Here is a 25,371-nt window from a genome sequence, read left to right on the forward strand (position 1 = left end):
ACGGGAGAAAACGACCTCTAAGTGCAGCCGTCCACGAGTACGCGCCGGGAGCCGAGATCGTGGCGGGGGGCCGCCTGTGGGCGTCCGCGGGCGTCTACCGCCTGCCCGACCGTGAACTGGTCAGTCGTCACTACACCGTGTGCGACGCCTGTGGCCGTTACGGTGAGGCCACCGAGCCCGTCGATCCCATCTGTACCGCCTGCGGCACGCTGTCCACCTCCGCGCCGCGCCGTTACGTCGAGCCGGTCTACGGGTTCGTCGCCGCGCGCGGACCCCAGCGCAGCCCGGGACAGACACCGCCGCGCCGCTCCTGGTACGGCGACGTCCACATGTCCACCGACACCGCGGACGTCCACGAGGGAACCGCTGTCTTCGAGTTCGGACACACCACGGCCTGGTCGGCGGGTGCCCGGGGCGAGATGGTCGTCGTCTCGGAAGGGCCGGGCGGCGCCGGGTACGAGATCTGCGACTGGTGCGGCTGGGGCCGCCTGCACGCGCGAGCGGCGTCCCGGGGCGCGGCACACCCTCATCTGCTGAAGGACGCGCAGTGCACCGGCCCGCTCCGGGTCGTCTCCCTCGCGCACCGATACCAGACGGACTTCCTCTAGATCCACCTCGACCCGCTCACCGCCCTCAGCGCGACGCAGGAAACCCTGCGTTCCGGCCTCTACGCACTGCTGGAAGGCGCGGCCACCCACCTGGAGATCAGCCGGGACGACATCGACGGCACGGTCCACACCGGAACCGACGGCATGCCGTCGCTGCTCTTCGATACCACGCCAGGCGGCGCGGGTAACACGATCCGTATCGGCGAGCATCTCGAAGCCGTCGTAGAAGCGGCGGTCGACCGGGTGGACGGCTGTGAATGCGGCCCCGAGAGCAGTTGCTACGCATGCCTGCGGACCTTCCGCAACGAGCGCTTCCACGAACTGCTGAGCCGCCGCGAAGCCATGGTGCTCCTAGGCGCCCTGTCAAGAGTTAGCAACTGACCGCATGAAGGTGAAATATGAAATAGGGGACAGCTTGTGAAGTGAGTTTATAGATCACATACTGGTGCCGAAAATGATCAGTGTGACGTCGCCCCCGGTGGGCGCGGACGGTCCCCGGGGGAAGCAGTGAGCGGTCCGGACAGCAGACTCGTGCAGACCGCGGTGATAGGGAGCCCGAACTCGGGACGCGCGATCATTCTGCCGACGGACGCCGACGAACTGCTGCGGTGGCGCCGCGGTCACCGTGCCTGCACATACTGGTGCGGAACTCAGCTCGGTGGCTGTGGCAACGAGCTTTCCGACCGCCTGTACCGGGACAAGGTCTGTCACTTCGCGCACCGGCCGCACACCTCCTGCCACCGCACGGCCACGGGCGCCAACAGCGCCGACCACCTCTTCATCAAGGACGACCTCGCCGCCTGGACCAGCGGACTCGGGATCAAAGGACGTGCCACCTCACGCGATCTCGGGTCCGGACCCGGCGACGCCGTCGACTTCCGTGCCGGGAACGGCGGGCAGCAGCACGTACGCTTCCAGTTCAGCGAGCTCTCTCATGCCGAGTGGACCAGCACGCGTGATCGGCTGACGCGTGAGGCGGCCACCCTCGACTGGGTCTTCGGGCCGAGCACAGTGCAACCGGAAACCATGGAAGAACTGTGCGACGAGTACGGACATCTGCTTCGTTTCCGCTTCGAGACGCACGGCGCGGCCCGGCACATCCGTCTCCGGGCGGAGGACCCCCGGAACAGCACCGAATGGGTGCCACTCCGGGCCTGCGTCATGACTCCCGAAGGGCTGCGCGTGCCAGGAGCCGAGCTGCGACGCCGCACCTCCGGCTCGCGACCTCTCGATGCGGCAGGCACCGCGGCGGCGCCGAGGTCGCGTGACGACCAGGTCCGTGCGCTGAGGGAAGCGTTGACCAGCGCCGCACGCTTCCGGACCCGGCCCACCTGGGAGGCGCTGTGCCGCACGGCTGGTAGTGACCTGCTGAGGGTCTCTCCGCAGGACCGGGTCGGCCTGCTCATCGCCGTGGAACAGGCCGGTGAAGAGGGCACACCGCTACTGTCGGCCCTTCTGAGAACCGGCGCGGGCGAACCGCCGCCCTACATCAGGGAAGCCGTCGCCGCTGTCGGGGGCGGGACACCGGCCACGGCACAGGTGTTGAAGCGCTGGTGTCAGCGGGAGGCCGACCGGGCGTTCGCCGTGTACGGAATGCCGTCCCGCACCGCTCCGGCGCGTCTGGCGCTCACCGCCGACGGACGGATCGCCACGCAGAGAGCCGAGCCGGCGACGCGGCGAACCATCGTCCATGTCGAGGCCCGCGCCTCGGTATTGGAGGTCACACCACTTTCTGAGGCTCTGCGCGGTGCACGAGAGAGGCGGGACAGAAGGCTCGTGGTGGGTCTTCTCGAACAGGCGGAGGACTCGATAGTCACCCTGCCGAAACCCGAACGCACCAAGCTGCTGCAGGAGATGAGGACGGCACGCGACTGGCTGAACAGCGGGGTGACGAAACGCAAGCGGAAGCGCCAGGCGCTGGTGAATCCGGGGAAGAAGGCGCCGGCGAAGAAGAAGGGCGGCACACTGAGGGACGCCCGTCCGCTGCCGGGCCTCGGGGAGAAGCCCAAGAAGAGGAAGCCGTCACAGTGAACCCACGCTCCGTCCGGCATCCGCGGGAGGCTGCGGCGCACCCGCCGGAGCGTCAGAGGACTTCGGGCGACGCGGGCCCTCGGAATCCCGGAGACGATACTTTCTGATGGCGCATCAGTGGATGGGCGGCCACTTCGATGTCGCGGTGTGCGGGGCGTGCGTGGAGTTCGCCCGTTGCCGATGCCTTCCGAGGGCTGCCCTGCCGGGTAGGTGGTTCACGTCGAGGCAGCGTCGCCCGCCTTCGTCAGGGTGCAGACGCCGTCCGCGCAACTGCGTTCCAGACGGCCGCGGGAGATGGTCTGCGCCAGGCCGATCACCCAGCAGGCCGGGCAGCCGCGGAGGGCGACCAGGCCCAGGGGAGCGGCCAGCAGGACGGCGGGGCCGGCGAAGGGCACCAGGGCGATCGAGCCGATGATCAGACCGAAGCCCAGAACACCGCGCAGCAGGTGCCGGGGGACGGAGGAGCCGGCGAAGTCCGCCTCCGCACGGACGGGCCTGCCGGTTTCGGCTGTCTTCACGGTAGTGCCTCTCCTTCGGCTGCTTCATCGGTCGCCAGGGCTTGCCGCAGGGCGGCCCGGGCCCGGTGGAGCCTCGATTTCATGGCCGCGTTGCTCAGGCCGAGCGACTGCGCGACGAGACGGCCCGGATATCCCTGGACGTCCCTCATGATCAGCACCTGCCGCTGGTCGCGGGGGAGACCGCTGACCGCGAGAGCGATCCGCTCGGCGTCCAGCCGCCGCAGCACCGAGGTCTCCGCGGAGGGCGCCGGCTCGCTGCCGGCCTCTTCGGCGACGGAGGCGGAGGCGGATGCGGAGGCGAGCAGCCGTAGGTGCCGCAGGCATTCGTTGCGCACGATGCGGAACATCCAGGAGGCCAGGGCGCCGGATGCGCGGAGCGTGCCGATCTTCCGGTAGAGGATGATCAGCGCTTCCTGAGCCGCGTCCTCGGCGTCCTGCGGTGTGGCGCACAGCGACAGCGCGAACCTGCGCACATGGGGCTGCGACTCCACGATCACCGCGGTCAGCGAACTGATGTTGCCGTCCTGGGCGGCTTTGACGAGCCGTTCGTCGGGCCAGGGGGAGTTCCGGCTCATGTGTCCTGCTCGTGTCCGTCGATCCGCCGTCGTGACCAACGCGGATCAACCACGGCTCCGGTTCCTCCGCTTGAGCAACGTCACGCTGCACATGCAGACCAGCAGTACACCGGCCACGGCGATGATCGCGATCGTCATGCTTCGTTCCTCCTGGTGTCCGCCGGCCCGCTCGGCCGGTTCACGGATAAGAGGCGGTCGGGGCGGAAAAGGATTCAGCGCCGCTGCGGCCGACGTGAGGACGGACCGCACGGAGCGGTCAGCCCGTCTGTACGGGACCGTCGGCGAACGCGACCGCCAGGTCCGACTCGATGCGGGCCGCGCAGGCGCGCAGCGCGGGGAGGAGGGTTTCCCTGGTGTGTTCGGGCGGCTCGGGGCCGGCGTGCAGGGCGATGTTCACGGCTCCGACGGCCCGTCCGTCCCGGTCCCGGACCGGTACGGCCAGGGAGCGCAGTCCCGCCTCCAACTCCTGTTCGACCAGGGCGTGTCCCTCACGGGCGACCCGGTCCAGGGCGGCGGCGAGCGCGTCGGGCGAGGTGAGCGTGTGCGGGGTCAGGGGCCGGGGGCGTGAGGCGTCGACGCGTTCCCGCCGGTCCGCCTCGGGCAGGTCCGCGAGCAGGACCCGGCCCATCGAGGTGGCGTACGCGGGCAGTCGTGTGCCGGGCATGATCCGGGCGCTGGTGATCTGCTGGGCGGCGGCCCGGGCCACGTAGTGGACCTCGGTGCCGTCGAGGACCGCCAGTGAGGCCGACTCCCGTACGCGTACGGCCAGTTCGGTCAGATGGGGCTGGGCGATGTCGGCGAGGGTGAGGGTGGACAGCCGTGCGTAACCGAGCTCCAGGACGCGCGGGGACGGCAGGAAGCGACGGCCGAGCTGATCCACGTAACCCAGTTGACGGAGTGTCAGCAGGTTGCGGCGGGTGCTGGGGTACGAGAGTCCGGCGGCCTCGGCGGCCTCGGCGAGGGTGAGGCCGCCGCGCTGCCGGCCGAGCGCGGTCAGGACGGCGAGGCCCCTGGCCAGTGCCTGGAGGAAGGACGGCCCCAGTTCCGGCTTGGCGTCGGCGTAGGCGGGGGCGGCGGGTGGCACAGCGGTCGTCTTCGAGGTGTCGTACAGCTCGCCCGCTATGCGCAGGGCCTCCTCCGTCATCGTGGCCAGCGCGTGCTCGCGCAGTTCGTCGCCGCTGTGGCGGCTGGTGTGCGCCAGCACGCTGATCGCGCAGACGGGCCGGCCGTCGGGGTCGCGTACCGGGACCGCCAGTGCGACCAGGCCCGGGGCGACCAACTGGTCGTCCAGCGCCCAGCCGTCCGCGTCGGCCGCCGCGGTCCAGGCGGCGAAGTCGGCCTCCGTCCGCTCGGGGGCGGGAGCGGCGAGGCGCGCGGGAACGGCCGGGAAGGTCTCGTCCAGGGGGTCGGCGGCGCGGCGGGCCCGCCACGCCTCGTACGTGTCGGGCCCCCATCCGGTGGCGAGTACGGCACCGGCCGCGCAGCGCTCGGCGGGCAGCAAGTCGCCGACGCGGAAACCCAGGGGGATCACCCGGCCGGGCGGGACGGCCTTGCCGACGATGCGTGCGTCGCAGTCGTCGAGGACGATCGCCGAGACCGACTCGTCGAGGGCGCGGGCCAGCCGGTCGAGGCTCGGCCGCAGCGCGCGGGACATGCCGCTCGCGTGCAGGTAGGCGTTGCCGAACTCCATCAGGCGCGGGGCGGGCACGAGGTCGCGTCCCACGGTGCGCAGATGGTCGAGGTGGGTCAGGGTCGCGGCTATCCGGTCGACGGTCGAACGCGCCAGGCCGGTCGCGCGCGTGAGGTCGCCCGGGCGCACGGAGTGGGGGGCGTCCGCCACGATCCGCAGCACGGCCAGCCCGCGCTCCAGCGGCCCGGCGGCTTCCGCGGGGGAGTCGGCCGGCGCGGACGCCGCCGGCGCCGCCACCCTCGAAACGCCCGGCGCCATGGCACTTCCTCCTGTATGTCGGCTTCCCGGCGCATGCGGCCGTACCCGTCTCCAGGAGAACGCTACCGGCCATTGACAGCCGTCTCGGCGATCACACACACTCAGCGCACTCGGTCAATGAAAGTAAGTTCACTCAGCGAAAAAACAGTGGCCCGGTGTGCTGCGGGACGCATCCCGCCGGGCCGCCCCTTCCCCTGATGAGGACTCCCATGAGCACTTCCGCCCGGAGCCGCGCGGATCTCGTCCGGCACAGCGCGTACGAGTTCGCGCTGACCACGGTGCTTCTCTTCGCCGTGGTGAGCCTGATCCGCTGGCTGGCCCACCCCGCCTCGCCGCTGGCGATCGGCGACCCGGGGACCCTGTTCGCCGTCGCGGGAGTCGCGGTCGCCGCGCTCATCGCGGGCCTGATGTACTCGCCGCCCGGCCGCAGATCCGGGGGCCACATGCACCCCGGCGTCACCGTCTTCCTGTGGTCGAGCGGTCTCTTCCCGTCCCGCGCCGTCCTCCCGTACGTCACCGCGCAGCTCGCCGGGTCCGCGGCCGGCACCGCGCTGGCCGGGCTGGTGTGGGGCGGGGCCGTGCGCCAGGTCGGGCACGGGGCCGTGCACCCCGCACCCGGGACGGGTACGGTCGAACTGTTCCTCGTCGAGGGCGCCGCGCTCGCCGCGGTGTTCACCGCGGTGGCGCTGGTGATGACCAGGCCCGCCCTGGGGGCGCTGATCCCGGCGGCCATCGGTGTCGGCGTGGGCGTGGTCGTCGCGACCCTGGGCACCGTGACCGGCGCGAGCATCAACCCGGCGCGTGCCTTCGGCCCGGCCCTGCTCTCCGGTACGTACGAACACTTCTGGAACTACATGATCGCGCCGGTGGTCGCCCCGGCCCTCGTCGGCCTCGCCCACCGCGCCCTGCGCACCCGCCGGGCCGCCGCCCCCGCCCCCACGCCCGCCGAGGCCTGAGCCCTCACATCCACTGTCAGGAGCACCCCGTGTCCATCTCCCGAGGACTGATCATCAACGGCCAGGAGGTCCCCGCCTCCTCCGGCCGCACCGCGACCGACACCAACCCCTGGACCGGCGCCGTCTGCGCGGAGGTCGCCGCGGGCACCCCGGACGACGTACGCCGTGCCGTGGACGCCGCCGACGCCGCGTTCGAGGCGTGGGCCGCGACCAAGCCGGCCGAACGCCGCCGGATCCTCCTGCGCGCCGCGCAGCTGATGGCCGAGCGCGCCGAGGAGGTCGTACGGCTGATGGCCACGGAGGTCGGCGGCGCCGCCCCCTGGGCGGGCTTCAACGCCCACCTGGCCGCCGACATCCTGCTGGAGGCGGCGGCCGAGGTCAGCCGCCCGACCGGCGAGATCCTCGCCACCGACGCCGACGGCGTCCACTCCACGCAGGTGCGGGTGCCCAAGGGGGTGATCGCCGCGATCTCGCCGTGGAACGCGCCGGTCATCCTCGGTGTCCGCGCGGTGGCGTTGCCGATCGCGATGGGCAACACCGTGGTGATGAAGCCCAGCGAGGACGCGCCGATCGCCTGCGGCCTGCTGATCTCCGACGTCCTGCACGAGGCGGGGCTGCCGGCGGGCGTGCTCAACGTCGTCACCAACGACCGCGCCGACGCCGCCGAGGTGGTCTCCGCGCTGATCGCCGACCCCCGGGTGCGGATGGTCAACTTCACCGGCTCCACGGAGGTCGGCCGCACCATCGGCGTCCAGGCCGCCCGGCACCTCAAGCCCGCCGTCCTCGAACTCGGCGGCAAGAACCCCCTGCTGGTACTGGAGGACGCGGACGTCGACTACGCGGTGGACGCCGCGGTCTTCGGTTCCTTCATGAACGCGGGCCAGATCTGCATGTGCGTGGACCGGGTCATCGTCCACCGTTCGGTCGCCGACGAGTTCACCGCCAAGTTCGCCGCCCGCGTCCGGGCACTGCCCTGCGGCGACCCGAGCGACCCGGGCACGGCGGTCGGCCCGGTCGTGAACGAGGCCGCCGCCCGCCGGGTCGCGTCACTCGTCGCGGACGCGGTCTCCCGGGGCGCCGAACTGGCCGCGGGCACCGGCGAGATCGAGGAACCGGGCACACTGATCCGTCCGGTCGTCCTCACCGGGGTCACCAAGGACATGAAGATCTACTACGACGAGATCTTCGGCCCGGCGACCGTCGTCCACGCCGTCGACAGCACCGACGAGGCCGTCGCGCTCGCCAACGACACCCCGTACGGGCTCACCGCGGGCGTCATCACCGAGGACCTGGCCAAGGGACTGGAGGTCGCCGGCCGGCTGCGTACCGGCATCGTCCACGTCAACGACCAGTCCATCGCCGACGAACCGCAGGCCCCCTTCGGCGGCGTGAAGAGCTCCGGCTACGGCCGCTTCGGCGGCCAGGCCGGCGCCGAGGCCTTCACCGACACCCGCTGGGTCACGGCGCAGGTCAGGGGACACGCGCACTTCCCGATCTGACGGACGGGCGCCCGGCCGGCCGGACGGCGGACCACCGGCCGGCCGGGCGCGTACGTCGTGACGTGGTGGGGGAGGGTCCGGGCGCCCGAATTCGGTCGAGATCCCGGCCGGTCGCCGCCTACTCTGACGGCATGGGCCACGCGAAGACCTCCTATGTCTGTCTGCCCTGCCGGGCCTCGTACAAGCAGCCCTACGACGGGGACAGGCCACACCGGGCCTGTCCCCGCTGTGCGGAGCCGCTGGTCCACGTGGGGTCGGCCTTCGCACCTCCTGCGCGCCGGGACACCGAGGCCTGGAGGGTGCTGTCCGTCCTCCTGCACGCGGGGGTCCACTTCCACAAGAGCTGCTGCGGCGGGCCCGGGTACCGTCCACGCACACTGCGGGAGGTGCGTGAGCGGATGGCGTACGCCCGCCGTACCGGTGAGCCCTTCGCCGAGGCGCTCGTGCGCCACGAGGTGCCGTGACGGGAGATCCGCACGTGGTGCGGCTCGTGCGGCCACCGACGAGGACGGACGGGCGTCGCGCGTCCCGCGGCGGGCCGACCGGGCGACCGGCCCGGGGCACACGCTCCCGGACCGGTCCGAGGCGTCCTCCGGTCAGCTCTTGACCGCCGCCGCGAACATGCCCGCCTCGTACGAGCCGCCCTTCTGGTGGGTGATCACCGCGAGCCGGTTGGCCGCGTTGATCAGGGCGACCAGGGTGACCAGCGCGGCGGTCTGGTCGTCGTCGTAGTGCTTGCGTACCCGGGCCCAGGTCTCGTCGGAGACGCCCTCGGAGGCGTCGGCGAGGCGGGTGCCCTCCTCGGCGAGGGCCAGTGCCGCCTGCTCGGCCTCGGTGAACACGGTGGACTCGCGCCAGGTGGCGACCAGGTGGAGCCGGACCGCGCTCTCACCGGCGGCCGCGGCCTCCTTGACGTGCATGTCGACGCAGTGGCCGCAGCCGTTGATCTGGCTGGCGCGCAGTGACACCAGCTCCTGGGTGGACTTCGGCAGCGGCGAGTCGTGGATCACCAGGGCCGCGCCGGCGAACCGCTTGGCGAACCTGGCGGCGAGCTCGTTCTCGAACAGGTTGAATCGGGTATCCATGGCTTCGTCCTCACTCGTGCTCATTCGCGGTGTTGAGCTGGGCTGAACACGAGATGCCGGCCACCCGCTCCCTGTGACAGGAGGGAGGTGTGACGTGCGCCACCGTTCACGTCGACGGGTCCGGACGCCTCCGTGTGAGCGGCAGTCGCCCACGGCGCAGCATTCTTCGGCCGTCACATGGCTACCGCGCGTCGACGCGTCGGTGTACGGTCTCGGGCCGATGGGTTTTGGGAGCGCTCCCATCGCGCTGCACCACGCTGTGCTCGCATGGCGCGAGTTATCGCACGAGTTCGCATCGCACGAGGAGGAACGCTTTGAAACGCTTTTTGGCCTTACTGGCGACCTGTGCGACGGTCCTGGGCCTCACGGCACTGTCCGGTCCGCAGGCGGCGGCCGCCACCGGCTGCAGGGTCGACTACACGGTGGCCAGTCAGTGGCAGGGCGGCTTCCAGGCCGGAGTGAAGATCACCAACCTGGGCGACCCCGTCTCCGGGTGGACGCTCGGGTTCACCATGCCGGACGCCGGGCAGAAGGTCGCCCAGGGCTGGAACGCCACCTGGTCGCAGTCCGGCTCCACGGTCACCGCCACCGCTGTCGACTGGAACCGCACACTGGCCACCGGCGCGACCGTCGACGTGGGATTCACCGGCTCCTTCACGGGCGCCAACCCTCGGCCCACGGCGTTCACGCTCAACGGCGTCGCCTGTACGGGCTCCGTCGAAGAGCCCCCGCCCACCCCGGACGACGGCACCCCCGTGGACATCAACGGACAGCTGCACGTCTGCGGAGTGAACCTGTGCAATCAGTACGACCGCCCCATCCAGCTGCGCGGCATGAGCACCCACGGCATCCAGTGGTTCAGCCAGTGCTACAACACCGCGTCCCTGGACGCGCTCGCGGAGGACTGGCGGTCGGACCTGCTGCGCATCGCCATGTACGTGCAGGAGGACGGTTACGAGACCGACCCCGCGGGCTTCACCGGCCGCGTGAACGGCCTCGTGGACATGGCCGAGGCCCGTGGCATGTACGCCGTGATCGACTTCCACACCCTCACGCCGGGCGACCCGAACTTCAACCTCGACCGCGCGAAGACGTTCTTCGCCTCCGTCGCCGCCCGCAACGCCGACAAGAACAACGTGATCTACGAGATCGCCAATGAGCCCAACGGTGTGAGCTGGGGGGCCGTCAAGAGCTACGCCGAGCAGGTCATCCCGGTGATCCGGGCCGCCGACCCGGACGCCGTCGTCATCGTCGGCACCCGCGGCTGGTCCTCGCTGGGAGTCTCGGACGGCTCCAATGAGAGCGAGGTCGTCGACAACCCCGTCAACGCCACCAACATCATGTACGCGTTCCACTTCTACGCCGCGAGCCACAAGGACAACTACCGTGCCACGGTGAGCCGGGCGGCCTCCCGACTGCCGTTGTTCGTCTCCGAGTTCGGCACGGTGAGCGCCACCGGCGGTGGAGCGGTGGACCGGGCGAGCAGCACGGCCTGGCTGGACCTGCTCGACCAGCTGAAGATCAGCTACGCGAACTGGACCTACTCCGACGCCGACGAGGGCAGTGCGGCGTTCAGGCCCGGCACCTGTGACGGCACCGACTACAGCGGCAGCGGCGTGCTGACCGAGTCCGGTGCGCTGCTCAAGAGCCGGATCAGCACTCCTGACGCCTTCCCCACGGGCTGACCTTCGACGGGGGTCCGGCCGACCGGACCCCCGTCCCGTCGGCCGGACCCCCGTCCCACCGATTGGGAGCGCTCCCATCACGCTTTCGCACCTCGTACGTCCCACCCCCACCCCTCACCCCCTGCCCCGGAGGCACAAGTGCGCTCCCTTCTCGCCCGATTACCGCGTCGGCCCTGGACCGCGGTCCTCACCGCGGCCGTGCTGTCGGCGTCCGCCCTCACGGTGCTGCCCGCGAGCGGTGCGGAGACCGGCTGCCGGGTCGACTACACCGTGAACAAGTGGGCCGACGGCTACACCGCACAGATCAAGGTCACCAACCTCGGTCCGGCGCTCGACGGCTGGCGGCTGAGCTGGACCTACACCGGCGACCAGCAGGTGACCTCGGCGTGGAACGCGACCGTCACCCAGACCGGCGGGTCCGTCGTCGCCACCAGTACGAGCTGGAACGGCGCACTGCCCACGGGAGGCGCCGCCGAGTTCGGCCTGCAGGGGACCTGGCGTTCGGCCGACCCCGCACCGAGCGACTTCGCCCTCAACGGCGTGCCGTGCGGAGGTGACGGCACCACGCCGCCGACCACGCCCCCCACCACCCCACCGCCCACGACCCCGCCGCCGAGCGCCGACTGCGGCAGCGCGGTGATCTGCTCGGACTTCGAGGACCAGACCGGCTCCGCCCCGTCCGGCGACTGGCGCTTCACCGCACCCGACTGCCAGGGCACCGGGACGGCCGCCGTGGACACCGCCGTCGCGCACAGCGGCAGCCGGTCGCTGCGGGTCGACGGCCGGGCCGGCTACTGCAACCACGCCTTCGTCGCCGCCACCGCGGACCTGTCCTCGGTCGGTCCGGTGATGCACGTACGCATGTGGGTGAGGCACACCACCGCGCTCCCCTCCGCCCACGTCACCTTCGTGTCCCTGCCCGACTCCTCCCAGAGCGGGCGGAGCCTGCGCGTCGGCGGCCAGAACGGCGCCCTGCAGTGGAACCGGGAGAGCGACGACGCCACCCTGCCGGCGCAGAGCCCGGCCGGCGTGGCGCTGAGCAGGCCGCTGCCGACGGGAAGCTGGCAGTGCCTGCGTTTCGCGATCGACACGACGGCCCCCGGACTCGACACCTGGCTCGGCGACGAGCAGATTCCGGGCCTGCACGCCGACGGTGTGCCGACGCAGGACATCGACCGGCAATGGCTCGCCCGTACCACCCCGCCCCGTCCCACCGCCCTGCGACTGGGCTGGGAGAGCTACGGGACGGGCGACGACACGCTGTGGTTCGACGACGTGGCCGTCGGCTCCGCCCCCATCGGCTGCTGACAGCCCCTCGGCCGGGACTCCCGGCCGGCGCCCGCCCCGGCGTCCCGGTCGGAACACGGCCGGACACCGGGCGGACGGCCGTGTTCCGGGCGGGCCCTTTCCGCACATGTCACAGAACCGCGGCGGCCGGCGTCCTGTGTGCAGGGGACCGTGGAGGACGAGCAGGCGGGAGCAGCCGGTGAAGAGCGCGCGGACAGAGGAACCGACAGGGGACGTGGACGCCGCGACCGAGGCGTTCGTCGCCCACCGCAACCTGCTGTTCACCGTCGCCTACGAGATGCTCGGCTCGGCCGCCGACGCGGAGGACGTGCTGCAGGAGACCTGGCTGCGCTGGGCGGGCGTCGACCTCGCCGCGGTGCGGGACCGGCGGGCGTACCTCGTACGGATCACCACCCGGCAGGCGCTGAGCAGACTGCGCACGCTCGGCCGCCGCAAGGAGTCCTACGTCGGCTCCTGGCTCCCCGAACCGCTGCTCACCGCACCCGATGTGGCCGAGGACGTCGAGCTCGCCGACAGCGTCTCGATGGCGATGCTGCTGGTGCTGGAGACGCTCGCCCCCACCGAGCGGGCGGTGTTCGTGCTGCGCGAGGTGTTCGGCCTCGAGTACGACGAGATCGCCGAAGCCGTCGACAAGAGCCCGGCCGCGGTGCGCCAGATCGCGCACCGGGCACGGGCGCACGTCGCGGCACGCCGGCCGCGCGGGGCCGTGTCACCGGCCGAGACACGGGACGCCCTCGACGCCTTCCGGCGGGCGGTCGAGACGGGCGATCTGCAGGGCCTGCTCGACGTCCTCGCGCCGGATGTCGTCCTCCTGGGCGACGGCGGCGGCGTCAAGCAGGCCGTCCTCAAGCCCGTCGTGGGAGCCGACAAGGTGGCCCGCCTGCTGCGGGCCGGACTGGGCAGGCTCACCGCCGAGGTGTCGCTGCGGCCGGCGGAGGTCAACGGCCGCCCCGCGCTGATCGTCGGGCTCGACGGCGTGCTCGACACCGTTCTCGCGGTGCGCGTCGACGACGGCCGCATCACCGGCCTCTACGCCGTCCGCAACCCCGAGAAGCTGTCGCACATGGAGAGCGAGACCGCCCTGCGCCGCTGAGCGCGCGGGCACCGGGACGGGCCGGCGACGGCGGGTTCAGGACGAGCCGTGGGACGCGGATCTCTCGAGCTCGCCGGCGAGCGTCTCCGCGTCGTACGGCCCGGTGTGCCGCCGGTCGCCGACGAAGAAGGTCGGTGTGCCGCGGGCACCACTGGCCTCGGCGCCGGCCGCGTCGGCCCGTACCCGCTCGGCGGTCTCCTCGTCGTCGATGTCCTCGAGGAAGCGCTCCACGTCGAGTCCGATCTCGATGGCGTACGCGGCGATGTCCTCGAACTCCAGCCGGTCCTGGTGCTCGTACAGCAGGTCGTGCATCTGCCAGAAGCGCCCCTGCGCGCCGGCGGCGACGGCCGCCCGTGCGGCGAGCACGGCATGCGGGTGGACATCGGGGAGCGGCAGATGCCGGAAGACATAACGGAACCGGTCGCCGAAGCGCTCCCGCAGCTCCTTGGTGACGCCGGTGGCGCGGGCACAGTAGGGGCATTCGAAGTCGCCGTACTCCACCAGGGTGAGGGGCGCGTCCGCGGGGCCGGTGATGTGGTCCGTGGCCGGGTCGACCGGGCGGGCGAGGGTACGGGGCAGGTCGGCGTCCGTCTCGCCGCGCAGGACGGCGGCGAGGTGGAACGCGAGCCACCCCAGGGCGGTGGCGAGCACGGCGGCCAGCAGGACACCGACGACCGCCTGGTCGCGCAGGACCGGGTCGTCGAAGGCGAGACCGGCGATCAGCAGGGAGACGGTGAAGCCGATCCCGGACAGCACGGCACCGCCCACGACGTGTCCCGGCCCCACCCCCTGGGGGAGCTTTCCCAGGCGGAGGCGGGTGCCGAGCCAGGTTCCGCCCCACACGCCCAGGAGTTTTCCGGCCACGAGGCCGGCGACGACGGCCCAGGTGAGCCGGGAGGACAGGGCACTCCCCAGGACGCCCCCGCGCAGGTCGATACCGGCGTTGGCCAGGGCGAACAGCGGGACGACCACATAGCTCGCCCAGGGGTGCAGCATCAGCTGCAGCCGCTCGTTGACCGAGACCGCCCGTTGCAGTCCCACGCGTGCCGACAGCCCCACATCGGCGCGGGGCGACTGGCGGAAGGCGCGGGCGAGCCGGGTGGCGCGGTCCACGGCCTCGGGCGCGGGGGCGTGGGCGGGGATGAGGAGACCGCCGAGCATGCCGGCGATGGAGGCGTGGAGACCGGATGCGAGGGTGGCGAGCCACAGCACGAGAACGACGAGGAGGTACGGTGCCGCGCGCCAGGCACCCAGCGGGGTCAGCGCGGCGAGGACCGCGCAGAGGGCGAGTGCCACCAGCAGGGGCAGCAGGCGGACCGTGTCCGAGTAGACCAGGCCGATCACACTGACCGCCACGATGTCGTCGATGACGGTGACGGCCAGCAGGAAGACCCGCAGTTGGGTGACGAACCGGGGCCCCACCACGGCGAGCGCCCCGAGCATGAAGGCCGTGTCGGTGCCGATGACCGTGCCCCAGCCGCCGCCGGCCTCGCCCCAGGGAGCGATCGCCAGGTAGAACAGCACCGGAACGACCATGCCACCGATACCGGCCGCGGCCGGGAGCAGCACGCGGCGGCGGCCGGCCAGCGAGCCGACCGAGGACTCGTAGCGGACCTCCAGGCCGACGACGAAGAAGAAGAGGGCCATCAGGCCGTCGCTCACCCAGTGCCCCAGGTCCATGGAGAGTCCGGCGTCGCCGAGCGACATGGACGCCTCGGTCGCCCAGAGCGACTCGTACCCCCCGGACCAGGGCGAGTTGGCCCACCCCAGGGCCACCACGACAGCCGCCAGGAGCAGCCCGGCGCTGCCCGCTTCGGTGGTCAGGTAGGTGCGTACCGGATCGGCGAGCTGGGCCGCCAGCGAACGCCGCCGGGCCCTGGTCTGGGAGGGCGGGGCGTTCTCCGCGCGTGTCACAGGTGTCCCCCTTCCTGGCCGCCTGCTCCGCCCGGGCGGGGGCTTTTCAGCGGGAGAACGCGCCGGAGGCGGGTCGGGCGGCGTCGACGGGAAGTGACGCGCCGAGGACCGGGGCGATCACAGCGGCCAGGGACCCGCGCGGTGCGTGGTGCATGGGTGTCCTTCCTGTCTCTCCTCACTCGATCGTCGCGTTCCGTTGGCCTCTGGGCACCTGGAGTAACCGACTGTTGCGCCGTTCGGCTCATGAAGGGAGGCCGGAGGCGGCTCAGCCGCCGGGCCAGGCCAGGGCGGCCACCGTCAGCGCGGCGATTCCGGTGTCCAGGGTCGGCTGGACGACGGGCGCGAAGCCGGCGCTGTGGTCGACCGGGACGTCCTCGGCGACGGTCCCGTTCCTCGCGGCCTCGGCGTAGCGCTCCGGGTCGGTGCCGCCGATCACCCAGTAGGTGAACGGCGCCCCGGACGCCCGGGGGATCCCGCTCATGTCCTCGCCGGCGGTCTGCGGTTCGACGGTGTGCGCGTCGTCGCCGAAGTACGCGGCGAAGGCGTCCGCGACGCGCCGGGCCGGCTCCTCGTCGTTGGCGGTGGGCGGGAAGGAGGCGGTGCGTTCGATCTCGGGGGGCTGGGGGAGCGGGACGCCTCGCACTCGGCCCCGACGATCCGCTCGATCGCGCCCAGGACGTGCGTGTGCGCGGCGTCGTCGTAGGTGCGGACGTCGAGCTCGACGACGGCCCGGTCCGGGATGACGTCGGGGCCGCTGCCGGCGCGGACGCTGCCCACCGTCACCACGGCGGGGGTGGCGGCGGTCGGCTCCCGGCGGACGACGGTCCGCAGACGTACGACGATCATGGCCGCCGCCACCACGGGGTCGACCACCGCCTGCGGCATCGAGCCGTGCGCCCCGCGTCCGTGGACGGTGACGCGCGGACTGTCCGCGGCGGACAGGAAGGCCCCGTACGGGTGCCGACACAACCGGTGGGACAGGGCAGGACGCGCCGGTCAGGCCGAGCGCGAGCAGCGGCGCGGGCTGGGAACTCATACCGGCCTCCCTGCCCCGTGCCGCGCCGTCTCAGCTCGGGGCGCCGGCGCGCGGCCCCCGATGGCGTCGCACCACCTCCGCGTACGCCCTCGCGCTCGGCTTCGGACGGCGCTCGAAGGTGTCGCGGTCGACCTCGTGGAGCCCGAGCCGGGCGCCGTATCCGAAGATCCACTCGAAGTTGTCCATGAGCGTCCAGTGGCAGTACCCGAGGACGGGCGTCCCCGCGCGCACCTCGGCCGCGAGGTGTTCGACGGCGGCGGGGACGAAGGCGGCGCGCTGTGCGTCGTCCGGGGTCTGGATGCCGTGTTCGGTGACGAGGACCGGCACCCCGGACATCTCATGGGCGTAGCGCACGGCGCCCGCGAGGGATGCCGGCTCGATGACGGTGCCCATCCCGTTGCGTTCGCCGTCGGGCGTCACCTCGCCGTCGGGGCCGTGGACGATCCGCTCGTAGTTCTGCACGCCGATGAAGTCGTCGTGGCGTGCCTCGCGCAGCCAGTGGTCGTAGACGGCGGCGCGCTTGGCGTCCCGGCGTTCCTCACCGCCGGGGAGGGCCACTTCGTCGGCGATGGCGATGGAGACGCCGACGGGCAGGTCGCCGCGGCGGGCCTTGACCGCGTCGCGGGCGGCCCGGTGCGCCCGGGTGAACGCGGCCTGGAACTCGTCCTGCCGGTGGGCGGGGATGACGTTCGCACTGGCGTAGGTGGCGCTCCCGGCGGCGTGTGCGGCGGCTTCGAGCATCCGGGTCTTGAGCGTCTCGGCCTCGGCCGGGAGCTTCGCGCCCGCCTGGAGCAACTGTTCCAGGTTGGGTTCGTTCAGGGTGACGGCGTGGGAGACACGGTCGCCGAAGCGCGCCATGACGCGGTCGCACTGCTCGGCGAAGCGGGCGGGGGCGTCGGCGGCGGTCCAGGAACCGGCCGCGGCGAACCAGTGCGGGGCGGTGAAGTGGCTGAACGTCACGACGGGGGCGAGACCGCGTTCGAGACAGCCGTCGACCTTGCGCTCGTAGTGGTCGAGGGCCTCGGCGGAGACGACTCCGCGTTCGGGTTCGACGCGGGCCCATTCGACGGAGAACCGGAAGGCGTTGAGCCCGAGTCCGGCGGCCAGGTCGAGGTCCGTCTCCCACCGCTGGTAACCGCGGCACGCCGGACCGCTCGGTTCACGGAACAGGGAGGGCGTCGTGTGCTCCAGGAACCAGGTGTCACTGGCGCTGTTGTCGCCTTCGTTCTGGTGTCCCGCGGTGGCGACGCCCCACAGGAAGGTGTCGGGCAGGCTGGTGTGGGTCATGTGTGTGTTCCTTGCACTGGTTCAGGGACGGCGGTGGGAGGGGCGTACGGGCGTCACCGCGTGGTCGCGGGGAACGGCGCGTAGAAGGTGTGCCGGCCGGAACCGGCCTCCACGGGCTCCGCACCCGGCAGCTCGACCAGCGCGGTGACGTCGGGCGGTACGACGACGTCGACGCGCAGCCTGTCGCCCTCCCGGCTCCACCCGGCCTCGGCCCGGCCGTACGGCGTCTCGTGCTCGGCCCGCGCCCAGGTCAGGCCGCCGCCGGGACGGGGACGGATCAGCAGCCGCCGGTAGCCCGGCTCGGCGGGGGCCAGACCGGCCACGGTGCGGTGCATCCAGTCGGCGACCGCGCCGAGCGCGTAGTGGTTGAACGAGGTCATCTCGCCGGGATGGACGCTGCCGTCGGGAAGCATGCTGTCCCAGCGTTCCCACACGGTGGTGGCGCCCATGTCGACCTGGTACAGCCATGACGGGCACGCCCGCTGGGTCAGCAGCCGGTAGGCGGTGTCCACGTGTCCGGTGCCGGTCAGCGCGTCGCACACCAGGGGAGTGCCGAGGAAACCGGTGCCGATGCGGTGGCCGCGCCCGGCCACCAGGGCGGCCAGCCGGCGTCCGGCCTCGGCGCGCTCGGCGTCGTCCTCGAGCAGCCGGAAGCACAGGGCGAGGGCGTAGGCGGTCTGCGTCTCCTCCGTCAGGCGTCCGCCGCCGGTGTGGAAGCGGGCGCGGAAGGCGTCCCGGACCGCGTCGGCCAGGGCGTGGTGGCGGACGGCGTCGTCGTGGTCGTCCAGGACCTCCGCGGTCCGCGCCAGCAGCCGCGCGGAGTGCGCGAAGTACGCCGTGGCGACCAGGGCGGACGACGTCATCGCGCGGCCGGGGTCGTCCGCCGGGGCGGTCGGGTCCAGCCAGTCGCCGAACTGGAACCCCTCGCCCCAGGTCCGGTCGGGTCCGGCCAGGCGGCCGACGGCGTCGACCCAGGCGCGCATCGACGGGTACTGGGCGCGCAGCACCTCCGTGTCGCCGTAGCGCTCGTACAGCACCCAGGGCACGACGACGGCCGCGTCGCACCAGCCGGCCATGGGCGGGTTGCCCGCCGGCAGGGGCACCGGGGTGATCACCGGGATGTCGGGGCTGAACACCGGCGGCACCCCGCGCTCGTCGTCGCCCTGGTCGGCGGCGAGGTCGCGCAGCCAGGAGCGCAGGAAGTCACGGACGTCGTGGAGGAAGGCGGCGGTGGGGGCGAAGACCTGGACGTCTCCGGTCCAGCCGAGCCGCTCGTCGCGCTGCGGGCAGTCGGTGGGCACGTCGACGAAGTTGCCGCGCATCCCCCACACCACGTTCTCGTGCAGCCGGTTCAGGGAGGCGTCCGAGCAGGAGAACCAGCCCGTGCGGCGCAGGTCGCTGTGGACGACCACGGCCGTGACGTCGGCCGGGTCGAGGTCACCGGGCCAGCCCTCGACGTCGGCGTAACGGAAGCCGTGGAAGGTGAAGCGGGGCTCCCACTCCTCGCCCGCCGGGTCGCCGCGCAGGACGTAGCGGTCGGTGGCGAGCGCGTGCCGCAGCGGGCGCGTGCAGAGTTCGCCCTCCTCCAGGACCTCCGCGTGGCGGAGCGTCACCGTGCGGCCGGCCTCGCCGCGGACCCGGATGCGCAGCCGCCCGACGAGGTTTTGGCCGAAGTCGAGGACCGTACGCCCGGTGGGCGAGGTGGTGACCGCGACGGGCGCGAGGTGTTCGACGCGGCGCACGGGCGGGCTGTCGGCCGGGAAGAGGACGGTGGTGTCGAAGTCGATGACGTCGGCCGGCTGCCACGCCGAGTCGTCGAAGCCGGCTTCGCTGAAGCCCGCCCGTTCCCGGCGGGCGTCGTACTCCTCGCCCTCGTACAGGCCGGCGGCGAGGACGGGCCCGGCGCTCCAGCGCCAGCCGTCCCCGGTGGTGACGGTCTCGGTGGTGCCGTCGGCGTACTCCAGGCGCAGTTCGGCGAGGAGCCCGGTGCGCTCGCCGTAGATGTCCCGGGTGCCGCCGTTGAACCCGAGCAGGCCCCGGTACCAGCCGTCGGCCAGGTGGGCGCCCCAGGCGTTGCGGCCCGCACGGACCAGGGAGGTGACGTCGAAGGACTGGTAGCGGTGCCGGTGGCGGTAGCTCGTCCAGCCGGGGGCCAGTACGTGGTCGCCCACCGTGGTGCCGTTGAGTTCCAGTTCGTAGACGCCTAGGGCGGTGACCCGGAGCCGGGCCGACCGCACGGCGGTCCGCGCGGTGAACTCGCCCCGCAGCAGCGCGGCCGGGCGGGCCCCCTCGGCGGGCGCGGACATGGGCGGGCTGACGACACGTGCGGTCCAGTGGTGATTCATGGCGCCCTTTCTCAGCAGCGGCGGGGAGCAGGCACGATCATGCAGCCAACACCTAGTGATTACTAGGTTTTGGCGTGTGTGACGTGCGGCACACGCAGGGGCTGCCCGGTTCGGCAAGTCATGGCCATGACAATAAGAAGGGACCGCCGGCACCCTGTGGCTCCGCAAAGGGTGCCTACAACCCCTGCCCGTCCGTGGAGATGCCCCGCAGCAGGCGGTCGAGGTGGGCGCGCATGACCGCGACCAGGTCGAAGGACCGCCCTGAGGCCAGCCACTGCTGCTGCAGACCCGCGTCCACGGCGACGCACTCGCGGGCGATGCCTTCGTGGTCCAGTCCGGGAAGCAGCTCCCCGCTGCGGCTGCCGGCCCGCAGCCGGTCGGCGAGCTCCGCGACGCCCTTCTCCTGCCAGGTGGTGAAGTGGTCGTGGGCCGGATGGTCGGGCGCGGTGGCCTCGGCGGTCAGGACGACCGCCAGCTCCACCATGCCGGGCATGCCGAGCGTCTCGGCCGTGTCCTCCAGGTGGCAGCGGAAGGCGTCCCGCACCGAGTCGGAGACGCGCTCCCACCGCACGTCCATGCGTTCGTGCCAGTACTCGACGACCGCGAGCAGCAGTTGCTGCTTGTCGCGGAAGTGGTGCAGCAGCCCGGCGTCGGTGATCTCGGCGTCCCGCGCGACGCGGGCGAGGGAGGTCTTGCGGTAGCCGTCCCTGCCGAAGCGCAGCAGGGCGGCCTCCAGGATCTGCGTACGCCGTGCCCGGCCCGCCGTGTAGTGGCCGCGAGGTCCCCTGGGTGTCGCCATGCCAGAACAGTACCGGCGGGGTGCGGGGTGACGGCCGGCCGCGCCCGCCGCGGACGTGCTGTGTGAGGTGGGCCACACTCTCGAAACCTAGCGGTCACTAGGTGTTCGGGTCATCATCGACGTCACGCGACGACGGGCTGCCGCGCCGTCACCTTCCCGTGAGCGCCGCGCCACGGCAGCCCGTTCTCCGCTCTTCCCCCACATGCTCCCTCTTCCCTCGGCACCTCCGTGAAAGGAGGGCTGGCATGACGACGCCGTCATCAAGCCCCACGGTCGACCTCGCACCCCGCGACCCCGCGGACGGGCGGTGGACACCCCGCCTGGTCCTGATCCTCATCGCGCTCGCCTGGCCGACCCAGTTGCTCGCCGCGGGCGGCATCCTCGGCGCCAACGCCACCGCGGGCGTCGCCCAGGCGTTCCACACCACCCAGGTGGTGTGGTTCGGCCTGACCCTCACCCTGGTGTCGACCCTGCTCACCCCCTTCGTGATCAAGCTGGGCGACCTGTACGGCAAGCGGCGCGTCATGCTCGCGATGACGGCCCTGGGCGCCCTCGGCGAGCTGCTGGCGGCGCTGGCCGGCAGCTTCTGGCTGGTCCTCGCGGGCCGGGCGGTCGCCGGGTGCTACGGGCCCTTCGGCGCCCTGTCGTTCGCCGCCGTACGGGACGTCTTCCCGTCCCGGCTGGTGAAGCAGGCGAGCGGCATCATGGGCAGCAGCGTAGGTCTGGTGGCCCTCGGCTCCCCGTTCCTCGCGGGACGGCTGATCGACACCTGGGGGTACCGCGGGGTCCTGTGGTTCCTCGCCGCCGCCACCGCGGTCGCCTTCGCGCTGATCGCGCTGCTGGTCCCGGAGACTCCCCGGCACGCCTTCGGGTCCCGTCTCGACTGGCCGGGCGGCCTGGTCCTCGGCGGCGGTCTGACGGCCGTGGTCTACGCCCTCGGCCAGGGGCAGAGCTGGGGCTGGGCGGACGTACGGACCCTGGGCTGGCTCGGCGCGGGAACCACCGCGCTGATCACCTTCCTGTTCGTCGAGCGCTCCAGCGCCCACCCCATCCTGGACCTGCGGGTCCTGCGCCGCCGCCCGGTCGCCCTGGCGCTGACGGCCGGCGGGCTCGGCCAGACCGTCGCCTTCACCATGCCGGGCCTCGCCATCCTGCTCGCCCTGTACCCCGCCATTCCGGGCGTGTCGGACGGGCTCGGCTGGACCGCCCACCACAACGCCGTCGTCAGCGTGAGCTGGAACCTGGTGATGTTCGGCACCGGCATGCTGGTCAGCCGGTACCTGCGCCGCTTCGACGCGCGCCGGGTGTGGTGCGTGGGTCTGGCGGTCATGGCCGTCGGCTACGCCCTCGTGGGCTTCCACCACGGCGACGAACTCCAGCTCGTCGTCACCTCCTGCGTCGCCAACGTCGGCGCCGGCGTCGTCGTCTCGACGGCACCGGTCCTGGTGATCGGCGTGGTCTCGCGCGACGAACAGGGGCTGGGCAGCGGCATGCTCAACATGCTCATCAGCCTGTTCGGTGCCGTCGTGACCGCCGGCGCCTACGCCGTCCTCGGCGCGCACAGTATCACCGTCGACGGCACCGCCTTCTACCTCGACGCCGGCTACTCCGGGATCTTCTGGCTCGGTGCCGCGGTCACGGCCGTGGCCCTGCTGCTCTCCGTGTTCATCCCGCCGCTGCGCGACCCCGACGAAGAACCCGCCGACGGCTGACCCCCGCCTTCAGGGACTCGTCAGCGACCGGAACTCGGTCGGCGTCATGCCGGTGTGCTGACGGAAGAAGGCGCTGAAGACCGTCGGGTAGGTGAACCCGATCTGTTCGCTGATGGCGGCGGGCGGCAGCGAGCTGTGGATCAGCAGACGTTTGGCCTCCAGCAGCACCCGGTCGTCGATGTAGCGCTTGGCGCCGCAGCCGAGGGCGGCCAGGGTGGCCCGGGTCAGGGTGCGCGGACTGTAGCCGAGCCGGGCGGCGTAGTCCTCGACCCGGTGGGTCCGGCGGAAGTCCTCCTCGACGGCCTCGCGGAACAGCCGGAACGGCTCGCCGCCGCCGGAACGCCCCTGCCGTCGCGGGTCGGCGAGGTGGACGAGCCGGATCAGGATCACCGACAGCAGGTGCCGCACCGTCTCGATGTACGCCTCCAGCGGCAGGTCGGACAGTGCGGTGTGCTCCTCGACCAGGGCGTCCAGGAGCCGCAGCAGGGCCGTCTGCCGCGGCCCGTCCGGCGTGACGAGGCGGTACGGGACGTGCGCGCCGTCCCGGATGAGCGCGTCCGTCGCGGCGCTGGGGAAGACCAGGACGGTGGCGTCGCAGCCCCGGTGCCCGTCGGGGAACCGGAGCACCTGCCCGGGCCACACCCACAGCCAGTCGCCCGGCGCGAGCGGGTACGAGGTGAAGTCCACCGAGCACGCGAGCCGCCCGCCGCGGACCGCGACGACCACGTGGAACGCCGGACGTCCGGGCACCGTGAGGGGCAGCCCCCGCTCGACGGCGCGGGCGGCGAGTCCGGGCAGGTCGAGGACCTCCAGACCCGGTGGCCTGCCGGGCGTCGGCCGGTACGACACGGCCGGGATGCCGGCCGCACCACGGCCCACGGGGAACTGTCCGTTTTCCTTCATCGCGTGCCCGAGTGTACGTAAGGCCGTCCCTCCCGGCCGGTCTAGCTTGAGGAGCACGGGCCGCGACGGGCGCGGGGCGAGCCGCCGACGCCCCGGCCGGGTCCCTTTTCCTTCTTCCATCGACTTCTTCTTCAACGGGAAGGATCACCATGACCATCGAGTTCGCCACCCGCTACCGCGAGCGCTCCCACATCCCGCCCGAGCCGGGCAAGCCGTACTTCATCGAGAAGGGCAAGGGCGACCGCGCCCACCTGTTCACCGACCTGTTCACCGTCTACGCCGGCGGCGAGCAGACCGAGAACACCTTCAACTTCTTCACCTGCGAGGGCCCGAAGGGCGACATCATCCCCGCCCACTCCCACCCGGACACCTACGAGGTCTTCTACATCACCGACGGCGCGGTACGGCTGTTCGTCGAGGACCTCGAGGGCGAGCAGTACGAGAAGCTGCTCACCGCGGGCGACTTCGGGTTCGTGCCCAAGAACTGCCCGCACGCCTACCGCATCGAACGTCACCACAGCCGGATCGTCGGCGTGGCCGCGGGACCCGGCGGCACCTTCGAGCGGTTCTTCGAGAACCTCGGCACCCCCACCGACGAACTCGGCCTGCCTCGGAAGCCGTTCGTTCCCGAGCCGCACAAGTTCGGCACCGTGCCGCAGCGGTACGACGTGAACTTCCTGCCCGACCACAAGTGGCGCACCGGAAGCTGAGCGCCCCATGCCGTACCTGAAGGCACTGCTCGCCGGAGCGCTGGTCGGCGTGGCCTACGTACTGGTGCGGGTCGAGTCGCCCGCACCGCCCCCCGTCGCGCTGGCCGGACTGCTGGGCATGCTGCTGGGCCAGGCAGTGCTGGAGACCCTGTGAGCGCCGCCGGTGCCACGCGCGGCTTCCTCCGCAAGGCCGGCCTCTCCTTCGCCGCCGGTCTGCTCATGGGCGCGCTGTACTGGGCGCTGGACCTCACCTCACCCGCCCCGCCGCTCCTCGGCCTGACCGGGCTGGCCGGCATCGTGCTCGGCGAACGCGCCGCCACCGCCGTACGCCACCGCCCGACCCGGCGCCGTCCCGCTCCTCCTTTGTCCGCCGCAGAAGAAGGAACCCCCCGTGTCCCCTGACACCCCCGGATACCTCGACGTCCACGCCCACTTCCTCACCGACTCCTACGTCCGCCGGGCCCGCGAGGCCGGACACGAACTCCCCGACGGGGTCCCCGCCTGGCCCACCTGGTCGGCGGCCGCGCACCTGGAGCTGATGGACCGCTGCGGTATCGGGACCTCGATGCTCTCGATCTCCTCGCCGGGCGTCCACTTCGGCGACGACACCGTCGCCCGCCGCCTGGCCCGCGAGGTCAACGAGGCCGGCGCCGAGACCGTACGCGACCACCCGGGCCGCTTCGGCCTGTTCGCCTCGCTGCCCCTCCCGGACGTCGACGGCGCCCTGGAGGAGATCGCGTACGCCTACGACACCCTGCACGCCGACGGGGTGGTCCTGGAGACCAACACCCACGGCACCTACCTCGGCGACCCGGACCTGGAGCCCGTATGGGCCGAACTCGGCCGGCGCCGCGCCGTCGTCTTCCTGCACCCCACGTCCCCGGTGTGCTGGGAGCGGTCCGCCCTCGGACGCCCCCGCCCGATGATCGAGTTCGTCTTCGACACCGCCCGCACCGTCACCGACCTGCTCATGGCCGGGACGCTGGACCGCCACCGCGACCTCACGGTGATCGTGCCGCACTGCGGTGGCGCCCTGCCGGTGCTGGCCGACCGCATCGACGGCTTCATGAGGATGTTCATGCCCGAGGGCACCGAGGCCCCCGGCGCCGTCGAACAGCTCGGCCGCCTCCACTACGACCTCGCGGGACCCGCGCTGCCCCGCCAGCTCCCCGCCCTGCTGAACCTCGTCGGCAGCGACCGCCTCCTGTACGGCAGCGACCACTGCTGGACCCCCGCCGCCGGGGTGGAGGCCCATGTCGCCGCCCTGGACGCCGCCCCGGCACCCGACGGCGCGACCGGCTGGCGCGCGCTCACCACCGCCAACGCCCGCCGCATCCTGCCCCGTACGGCCCGCTGACG

General features: G+C 72.3%; 22 protein-coding genes and 2 pseudogenes. 14 read left to right on the top strand and 10 right to left on the bottom strand.

Annotated features, from left to right (window positions below):
* The 3 genes and pseudogenes from AMK33_RS44490 to AMK33_RS38630 all read left to right on the top strand — a co-directional run.
* Positions 1 to 608 (top strand): annotated as a pseudogene (locus AMK33_RS44490) (DEAD/DEAH box helicase); the annotation flags it as partial.
* Between the two features lie 69 nt (positions 609 to 677).
* Complete coding sequence (locus tag AMK33_RS44495; protein WP_268817400.1) at positions 678 to 989, top strand: DUF1998 domain-containing protein; 312 nt, start codon at positions 678 to 680, stop codon at positions 987 to 989.
* A 150-nt stretch (positions 990 to 1,139) separates the two neighbouring features.
* Positions 1,140 to 2,639 carry a competence protein CoiA gene (locus AMK33_RS38630; protein ID WP_235618336.1) on the top strand — a complete coding sequence of 500 codons (1,500 nt, stop codon included), beginning with the start codon at positions 1,140 to 1,142 and terminating at the stop codon, positions 2,637 to 2,639.
* 215 nt (positions 2,640 to 2,854) lie between these two features.
* Here the strand turns inward: AMK33_RS38630 and AMK33_RS38635 are convergent, their stop codons facing one another.
* From AMK33_RS38635 to AMK33_RS38645, 3 genes are all read right to left on the bottom strand, one after another.
* Positions 2,855 to 3,157, bottom strand: a complete 303-nt coding sequence (locus AMK33_RS38635) for a hypothetical protein (RefSeq protein ID WP_073937926.1) — start codon at positions 3,155 to 3,157, stop codon at positions 2,855 to 2,857.
* Entirely contained in the window at positions 3,154 to 3,732 is a 579-nt protein-coding gene (locus AMK33_RS38640; protein WP_073937927.1) for an RNA polymerase sigma factor, read from the bottom strand. Before AMK33_RS38640 ends, AMK33_RS38635 begins: the two co-directional genes overlap by 4 nt.
* A 256-nt stretch (positions 3,733 to 3,988) precedes the next feature.
* Positions 3,989 to 5,680: an IclR family transcriptional regulator domain-containing protein gene (locus tag AMK33_RS38645; protein ID WP_073937928.1), complete on the bottom strand. Its 1,692-nt coding sequence runs from the start codon at positions 5,678 to 5,680 to the stop codon at positions 3,989 to 3,991.
* A gap of 209 nt (positions 5,681 to 5,889) precedes the next feature.
* Here AMK33_RS38645 and AMK33_RS38650 point away from each other — a divergent pair, with 209 nt between their 5' ends.
* The 3 genes from AMK33_RS38650 to AMK33_RS38660 all read left to right on the top strand — a co-directional run bounded on the left by AMK33_RS38650 (position 5,890) and on the right by AMK33_RS38660 (position 8,599).
* Positions 5,890 to 6,636, top strand: coding sequence for an aquaporin (locus tag AMK33_RS38650; protein WP_073937929.1), 747 nt, complete (start codon positions 5,890 to 5,892; stop codon positions 6,634 to 6,636).
* A 29-nt stretch (positions 6,637 to 6,665) separates the two neighbouring features.
* Complete coding sequence (locus AMK33_RS38655) at positions 6,666 to 8,135, top strand: aldehyde dehydrogenase family protein (protein ID WP_073937930.1); 1,470 nt, start codon at positions 6,666 to 6,668, stop codon at positions 8,133 to 8,135.
* Between the two features lie 131 nt (positions 8,136 to 8,266).
* The gene (locus AMK33_RS38660) at positions 8,267 to 8,599 is read left to right on the top strand and encodes a deoxyxylulose-5-phosphate synthase (RefSeq protein WP_073937931.1); all 333 of its coding nucleotides are present in this window, start codon (positions 8,267 to 8,269) and stop codon (positions 8,597 to 8,599) included.
* A 132-nt stretch (positions 8,600 to 8,731) separates the two neighbouring features.
* On the opposite strand, the gene AMK33_RS38665 is transcribed toward AMK33_RS38660, so the two are convergent.
* Complete coding sequence (locus AMK33_RS38665) at positions 8,732 to 9,220, bottom strand: carboxymuconolactone decarboxylase family protein (RefSeq protein WP_073937932.1); 489 nt, start codon at positions 9,218 to 9,220, stop codon at positions 8,732 to 8,734.
* Between the two features lie 314 nt (positions 9,221 to 9,534).
* On the opposite strand from AMK33_RS38665, the gene AMK33_RS38670 reads away from it, so the two are divergent.
* From AMK33_RS38670 to AMK33_RS38680, 3 genes are all read left to right on the top strand, one after another.
* Positions 9,535 to 10,905, top strand: coding sequence for a cellulase family glycosylhydrolase (locus AMK33_RS38670; RefSeq protein WP_073937933.1), 1,371 nt, complete (start codon positions 9,535 to 9,537; stop codon positions 10,903 to 10,905).
* 138 nt (positions 10,906 to 11,043) lie between these two features.
* The gene (locus tag AMK33_RS38675; RefSeq protein WP_073937934.1) at positions 11,044 to 12,213 is read left to right on the top strand and encodes a cellulose-binding domain-containing protein; all 1,170 of its coding nucleotides are present in this window, start codon (positions 11,044 to 11,046) and stop codon (positions 12,211 to 12,213) included.
* 106 nt (positions 12,214 to 12,319) lie between these two features.
* A complete protein-coding gene (locus tag AMK33_RS38680; RefSeq protein WP_079195155.1) occupies positions 12,320 to 13,306 on the top strand; it encodes an RNA polymerase sigma-70 factor in 987 nt (328 codons plus the stop codon).
* A gap of 36 nt (positions 13,307 to 13,342) precedes the next feature.
* On the opposite strand, the gene nhaA is transcribed toward AMK33_RS38680, so the two are convergent.
* The 5 genes and pseudogenes from nhaA to AMK33_RS38705 form a co-directional block, all read right to left on the bottom strand.
* Positions 13,343 to 15,220 (bottom strand): Na+/H+ antiporter NhaA, encoded by a 1,878-nt coding sequence (gene nhaA, locus AMK33_RS38685; RefSeq protein ID WP_201263163.1) that lies wholly within the window; start codon positions 15,218 to 15,220, stop codon positions 13,343 to 13,345.
* A 265-nt stretch (positions 15,221 to 15,485) separates the two neighbouring features.
* Positions 15,486 to 16,212, bottom strand: a pseudogene (locus tag AMK33_RS38690) (peptidase dimerization domain-containing protein); the annotation flags it as partial.
* 74 nt (positions 16,213 to 16,286) lie between these two features.
* The gene (locus AMK33_RS38695; protein WP_073937936.1) at positions 16,287 to 17,543 is read right to left on the bottom strand and encodes a glycoside hydrolase family 1 protein; all 1,257 of its coding nucleotides are present in this window, start codon (positions 17,541 to 17,543) and stop codon (positions 16,287 to 16,289) included.
* A 53-nt stretch (positions 17,544 to 17,596) separates the two neighbouring features.
* Entirely contained in the window at positions 17,597 to 19,888 is a 2,292-nt protein-coding gene (locus AMK33_RS38700) for an alpha-L-rhamnosidase (RefSeq protein WP_073937937.1), read from the bottom strand.
* 175 nt (positions 19,889 to 20,063) lie between these two features.
* Positions 20,064 to 20,687 (bottom strand): TetR/AcrR family transcriptional regulator, encoded by a 624-nt coding sequence (locus tag AMK33_RS38705; protein ID WP_073937938.1) that lies wholly within the window; start codon positions 20,685 to 20,687, stop codon positions 20,064 to 20,066.
* A 245-nt stretch (positions 20,688 to 20,932) separates the two neighbouring features.
* On the opposite strand from AMK33_RS38705, the gene AMK33_RS38710 reads away from it, so the two are divergent.
* Positions 20,933 to 22,399 carry an MFS transporter gene (locus AMK33_RS38710; protein WP_073937939.1) on the top strand — a complete coding sequence of 489 codons (1,467 nt, stop codon included), beginning with the start codon at positions 20,933 to 20,935 and terminating at the stop codon, positions 22,397 to 22,399.
* A gap of 9 nt (positions 22,400 to 22,408) precedes the next feature.
* Here AMK33_RS38710 and AMK33_RS38715 read toward each other — a convergent pair whose 3' ends face one another.
* A complete protein-coding gene (locus tag AMK33_RS38715) occupies positions 22,409 to 23,302 on the bottom strand; it encodes a helix-turn-helix domain-containing protein (protein WP_073937940.1) in 894 nt (297 codons plus the stop codon).
* A gap of 149 nt (positions 23,303 to 23,451) precedes the next feature.
* Here AMK33_RS38715 and AMK33_RS38720 point away from each other — a divergent pair, with 149 nt between their 5' ends.
* The 4 genes from AMK33_RS38720 to AMK33_RS38735 are packed head-to-tail and all read left to right on the top strand — an operon-like array spanning position 23,452 to position 25,369.
* Entirely contained in the window at positions 23,452 to 24,012 is a 561-nt protein-coding gene (locus tag AMK33_RS38720; protein WP_073937941.1) for a quercetin 2,3-dioxygenase, read from the top strand.
* Between the two features lie 7 nt (positions 24,013 to 24,019).
* Positions 24,020 to 24,166: a DUF1427 family protein gene (locus AMK33_RS38725; RefSeq protein WP_073937942.1), complete on the top strand. Its 147-nt coding sequence runs from the start codon at positions 24,020 to 24,022 to the stop codon at positions 24,164 to 24,166.
* A complete protein-coding gene (locus AMK33_RS38730) occupies positions 24,163 to 24,414 on the top strand; it encodes a DUF1427 family protein (RefSeq protein ID WP_073937943.1) in 252 nt (83 codons plus the stop codon). The genes AMK33_RS38725 and AMK33_RS38730 overlap by 4 nt, the downstream gene beginning before the upstream one ends.
* Positions 24,404 to 25,369: an amidohydrolase family protein gene (locus tag AMK33_RS38735; protein WP_073937944.1), complete on the top strand. Its 966-nt coding sequence runs from the start codon at positions 24,404 to 24,406 to the stop codon at positions 25,367 to 25,369. Before AMK33_RS38730 ends, AMK33_RS38735 begins: the two co-directional genes overlap by 11 nt.
* The last annotated feature ends 2 nt before the right edge of the window (positions 25,370 to 25,371 follow it).

Source organism: Streptomyces sp. CB02400 (genome assembly GCF_001905725.1).
In the GTDB taxonomy this organism is placed as follows: domain Bacteria; phylum Actinomycetota; class Actinomycetes; order Streptomycetales; family Streptomycetaceae; genus Streptomyces; species Streptomyces atrovirens.

Bases quoted from the DNA above. Each gene is read 5' to 3' on its own strand.
- AMK33_RS38640 (WP_073937927.1), bottom strand. From the start codon at position 3,732: ATGAGCCGGAACTCCCCCTGGCCCGACGAACGGCTCGTCAAAGCCGCC.
- AMK33_RS38645 (WP_073937928.1), bottom strand. From the start codon at position 5,680: ATGGCGCCGGGCGTTTCGAGGGTGGCGGCGCCGGCGGCGTCCGCGCCG.
- AMK33_RS38650 (WP_073937929.1), top strand. From the start codon at position 5,890: ATGAGCACTTCCGCCCGGAGCCGCGCGGATCTCGTCCGGCACAGCGCG.
- AMK33_RS38660 (WP_073937931.1), top strand. From the start codon at position 8,267: ATGGGCCACGCGAAGACCTCCTATGTCTGTCTGCCCTGCCGGGCCTCG.
- AMK33_RS38665 (WP_073937932.1), bottom strand. From the start codon at position 9,220: ATGGATACCCGATTCAACCTGTTCGAGAACGAGCTCGCCGCCAGGTTC.
- AMK33_RS38680 (WP_079195155.1), top strand. From the start codon at position 12,320: ATGTCACAGAACCGCGGCGGCCGGCGTCCTGTGTGCAGGGGACCGTGG.
- AMK33_RS38695 (WP_073937936.1), bottom strand. From the start codon at position 17,543: ATGACCCACACCAGCCTGCCCGACACCTTCCTGTGGGGCGTCGCCACC.
- AMK33_RS38700 (WP_073937937.1), bottom strand. From the start codon at position 19,888: ATGAATCACCACTGGACCGCACGTGTCGTCAGCCCGCCCATGTCCGCG.
- AMK33_RS38705 (WP_073937938.1), bottom strand. From the start codon at position 20,687: ATGGCGACACCCAGGGGACCTCGCGGCCACTACACGGCGGGCCGGGCA.
- AMK33_RS38710 (WP_073937939.1), top strand. From the start codon at position 20,933: ATGACGACGCCGTCATCAAGCCCCACGGTCGACCTCGCACCCCGCGAC.
- AMK33_RS38715 (WP_073937940.1), bottom strand. From the start codon at position 23,302: ATGAAGGAAAACGGACAGTTCCCCGTGGGCCGTGGTGCGGCCGGCATC.
- AMK33_RS38720 (WP_073937941.1), top strand. From the start codon at position 23,452: ATGACCATCGAGTTCGCCACCCGCTACCGCGAGCGCTCCCACATCCCG.
- AMK33_RS38725 (WP_073937942.1), top strand. From the start codon at position 24,020: ATGCCGTACCTGAAGGCACTGCTCGCCGGAGCGCTGGTCGGCGTGGCC.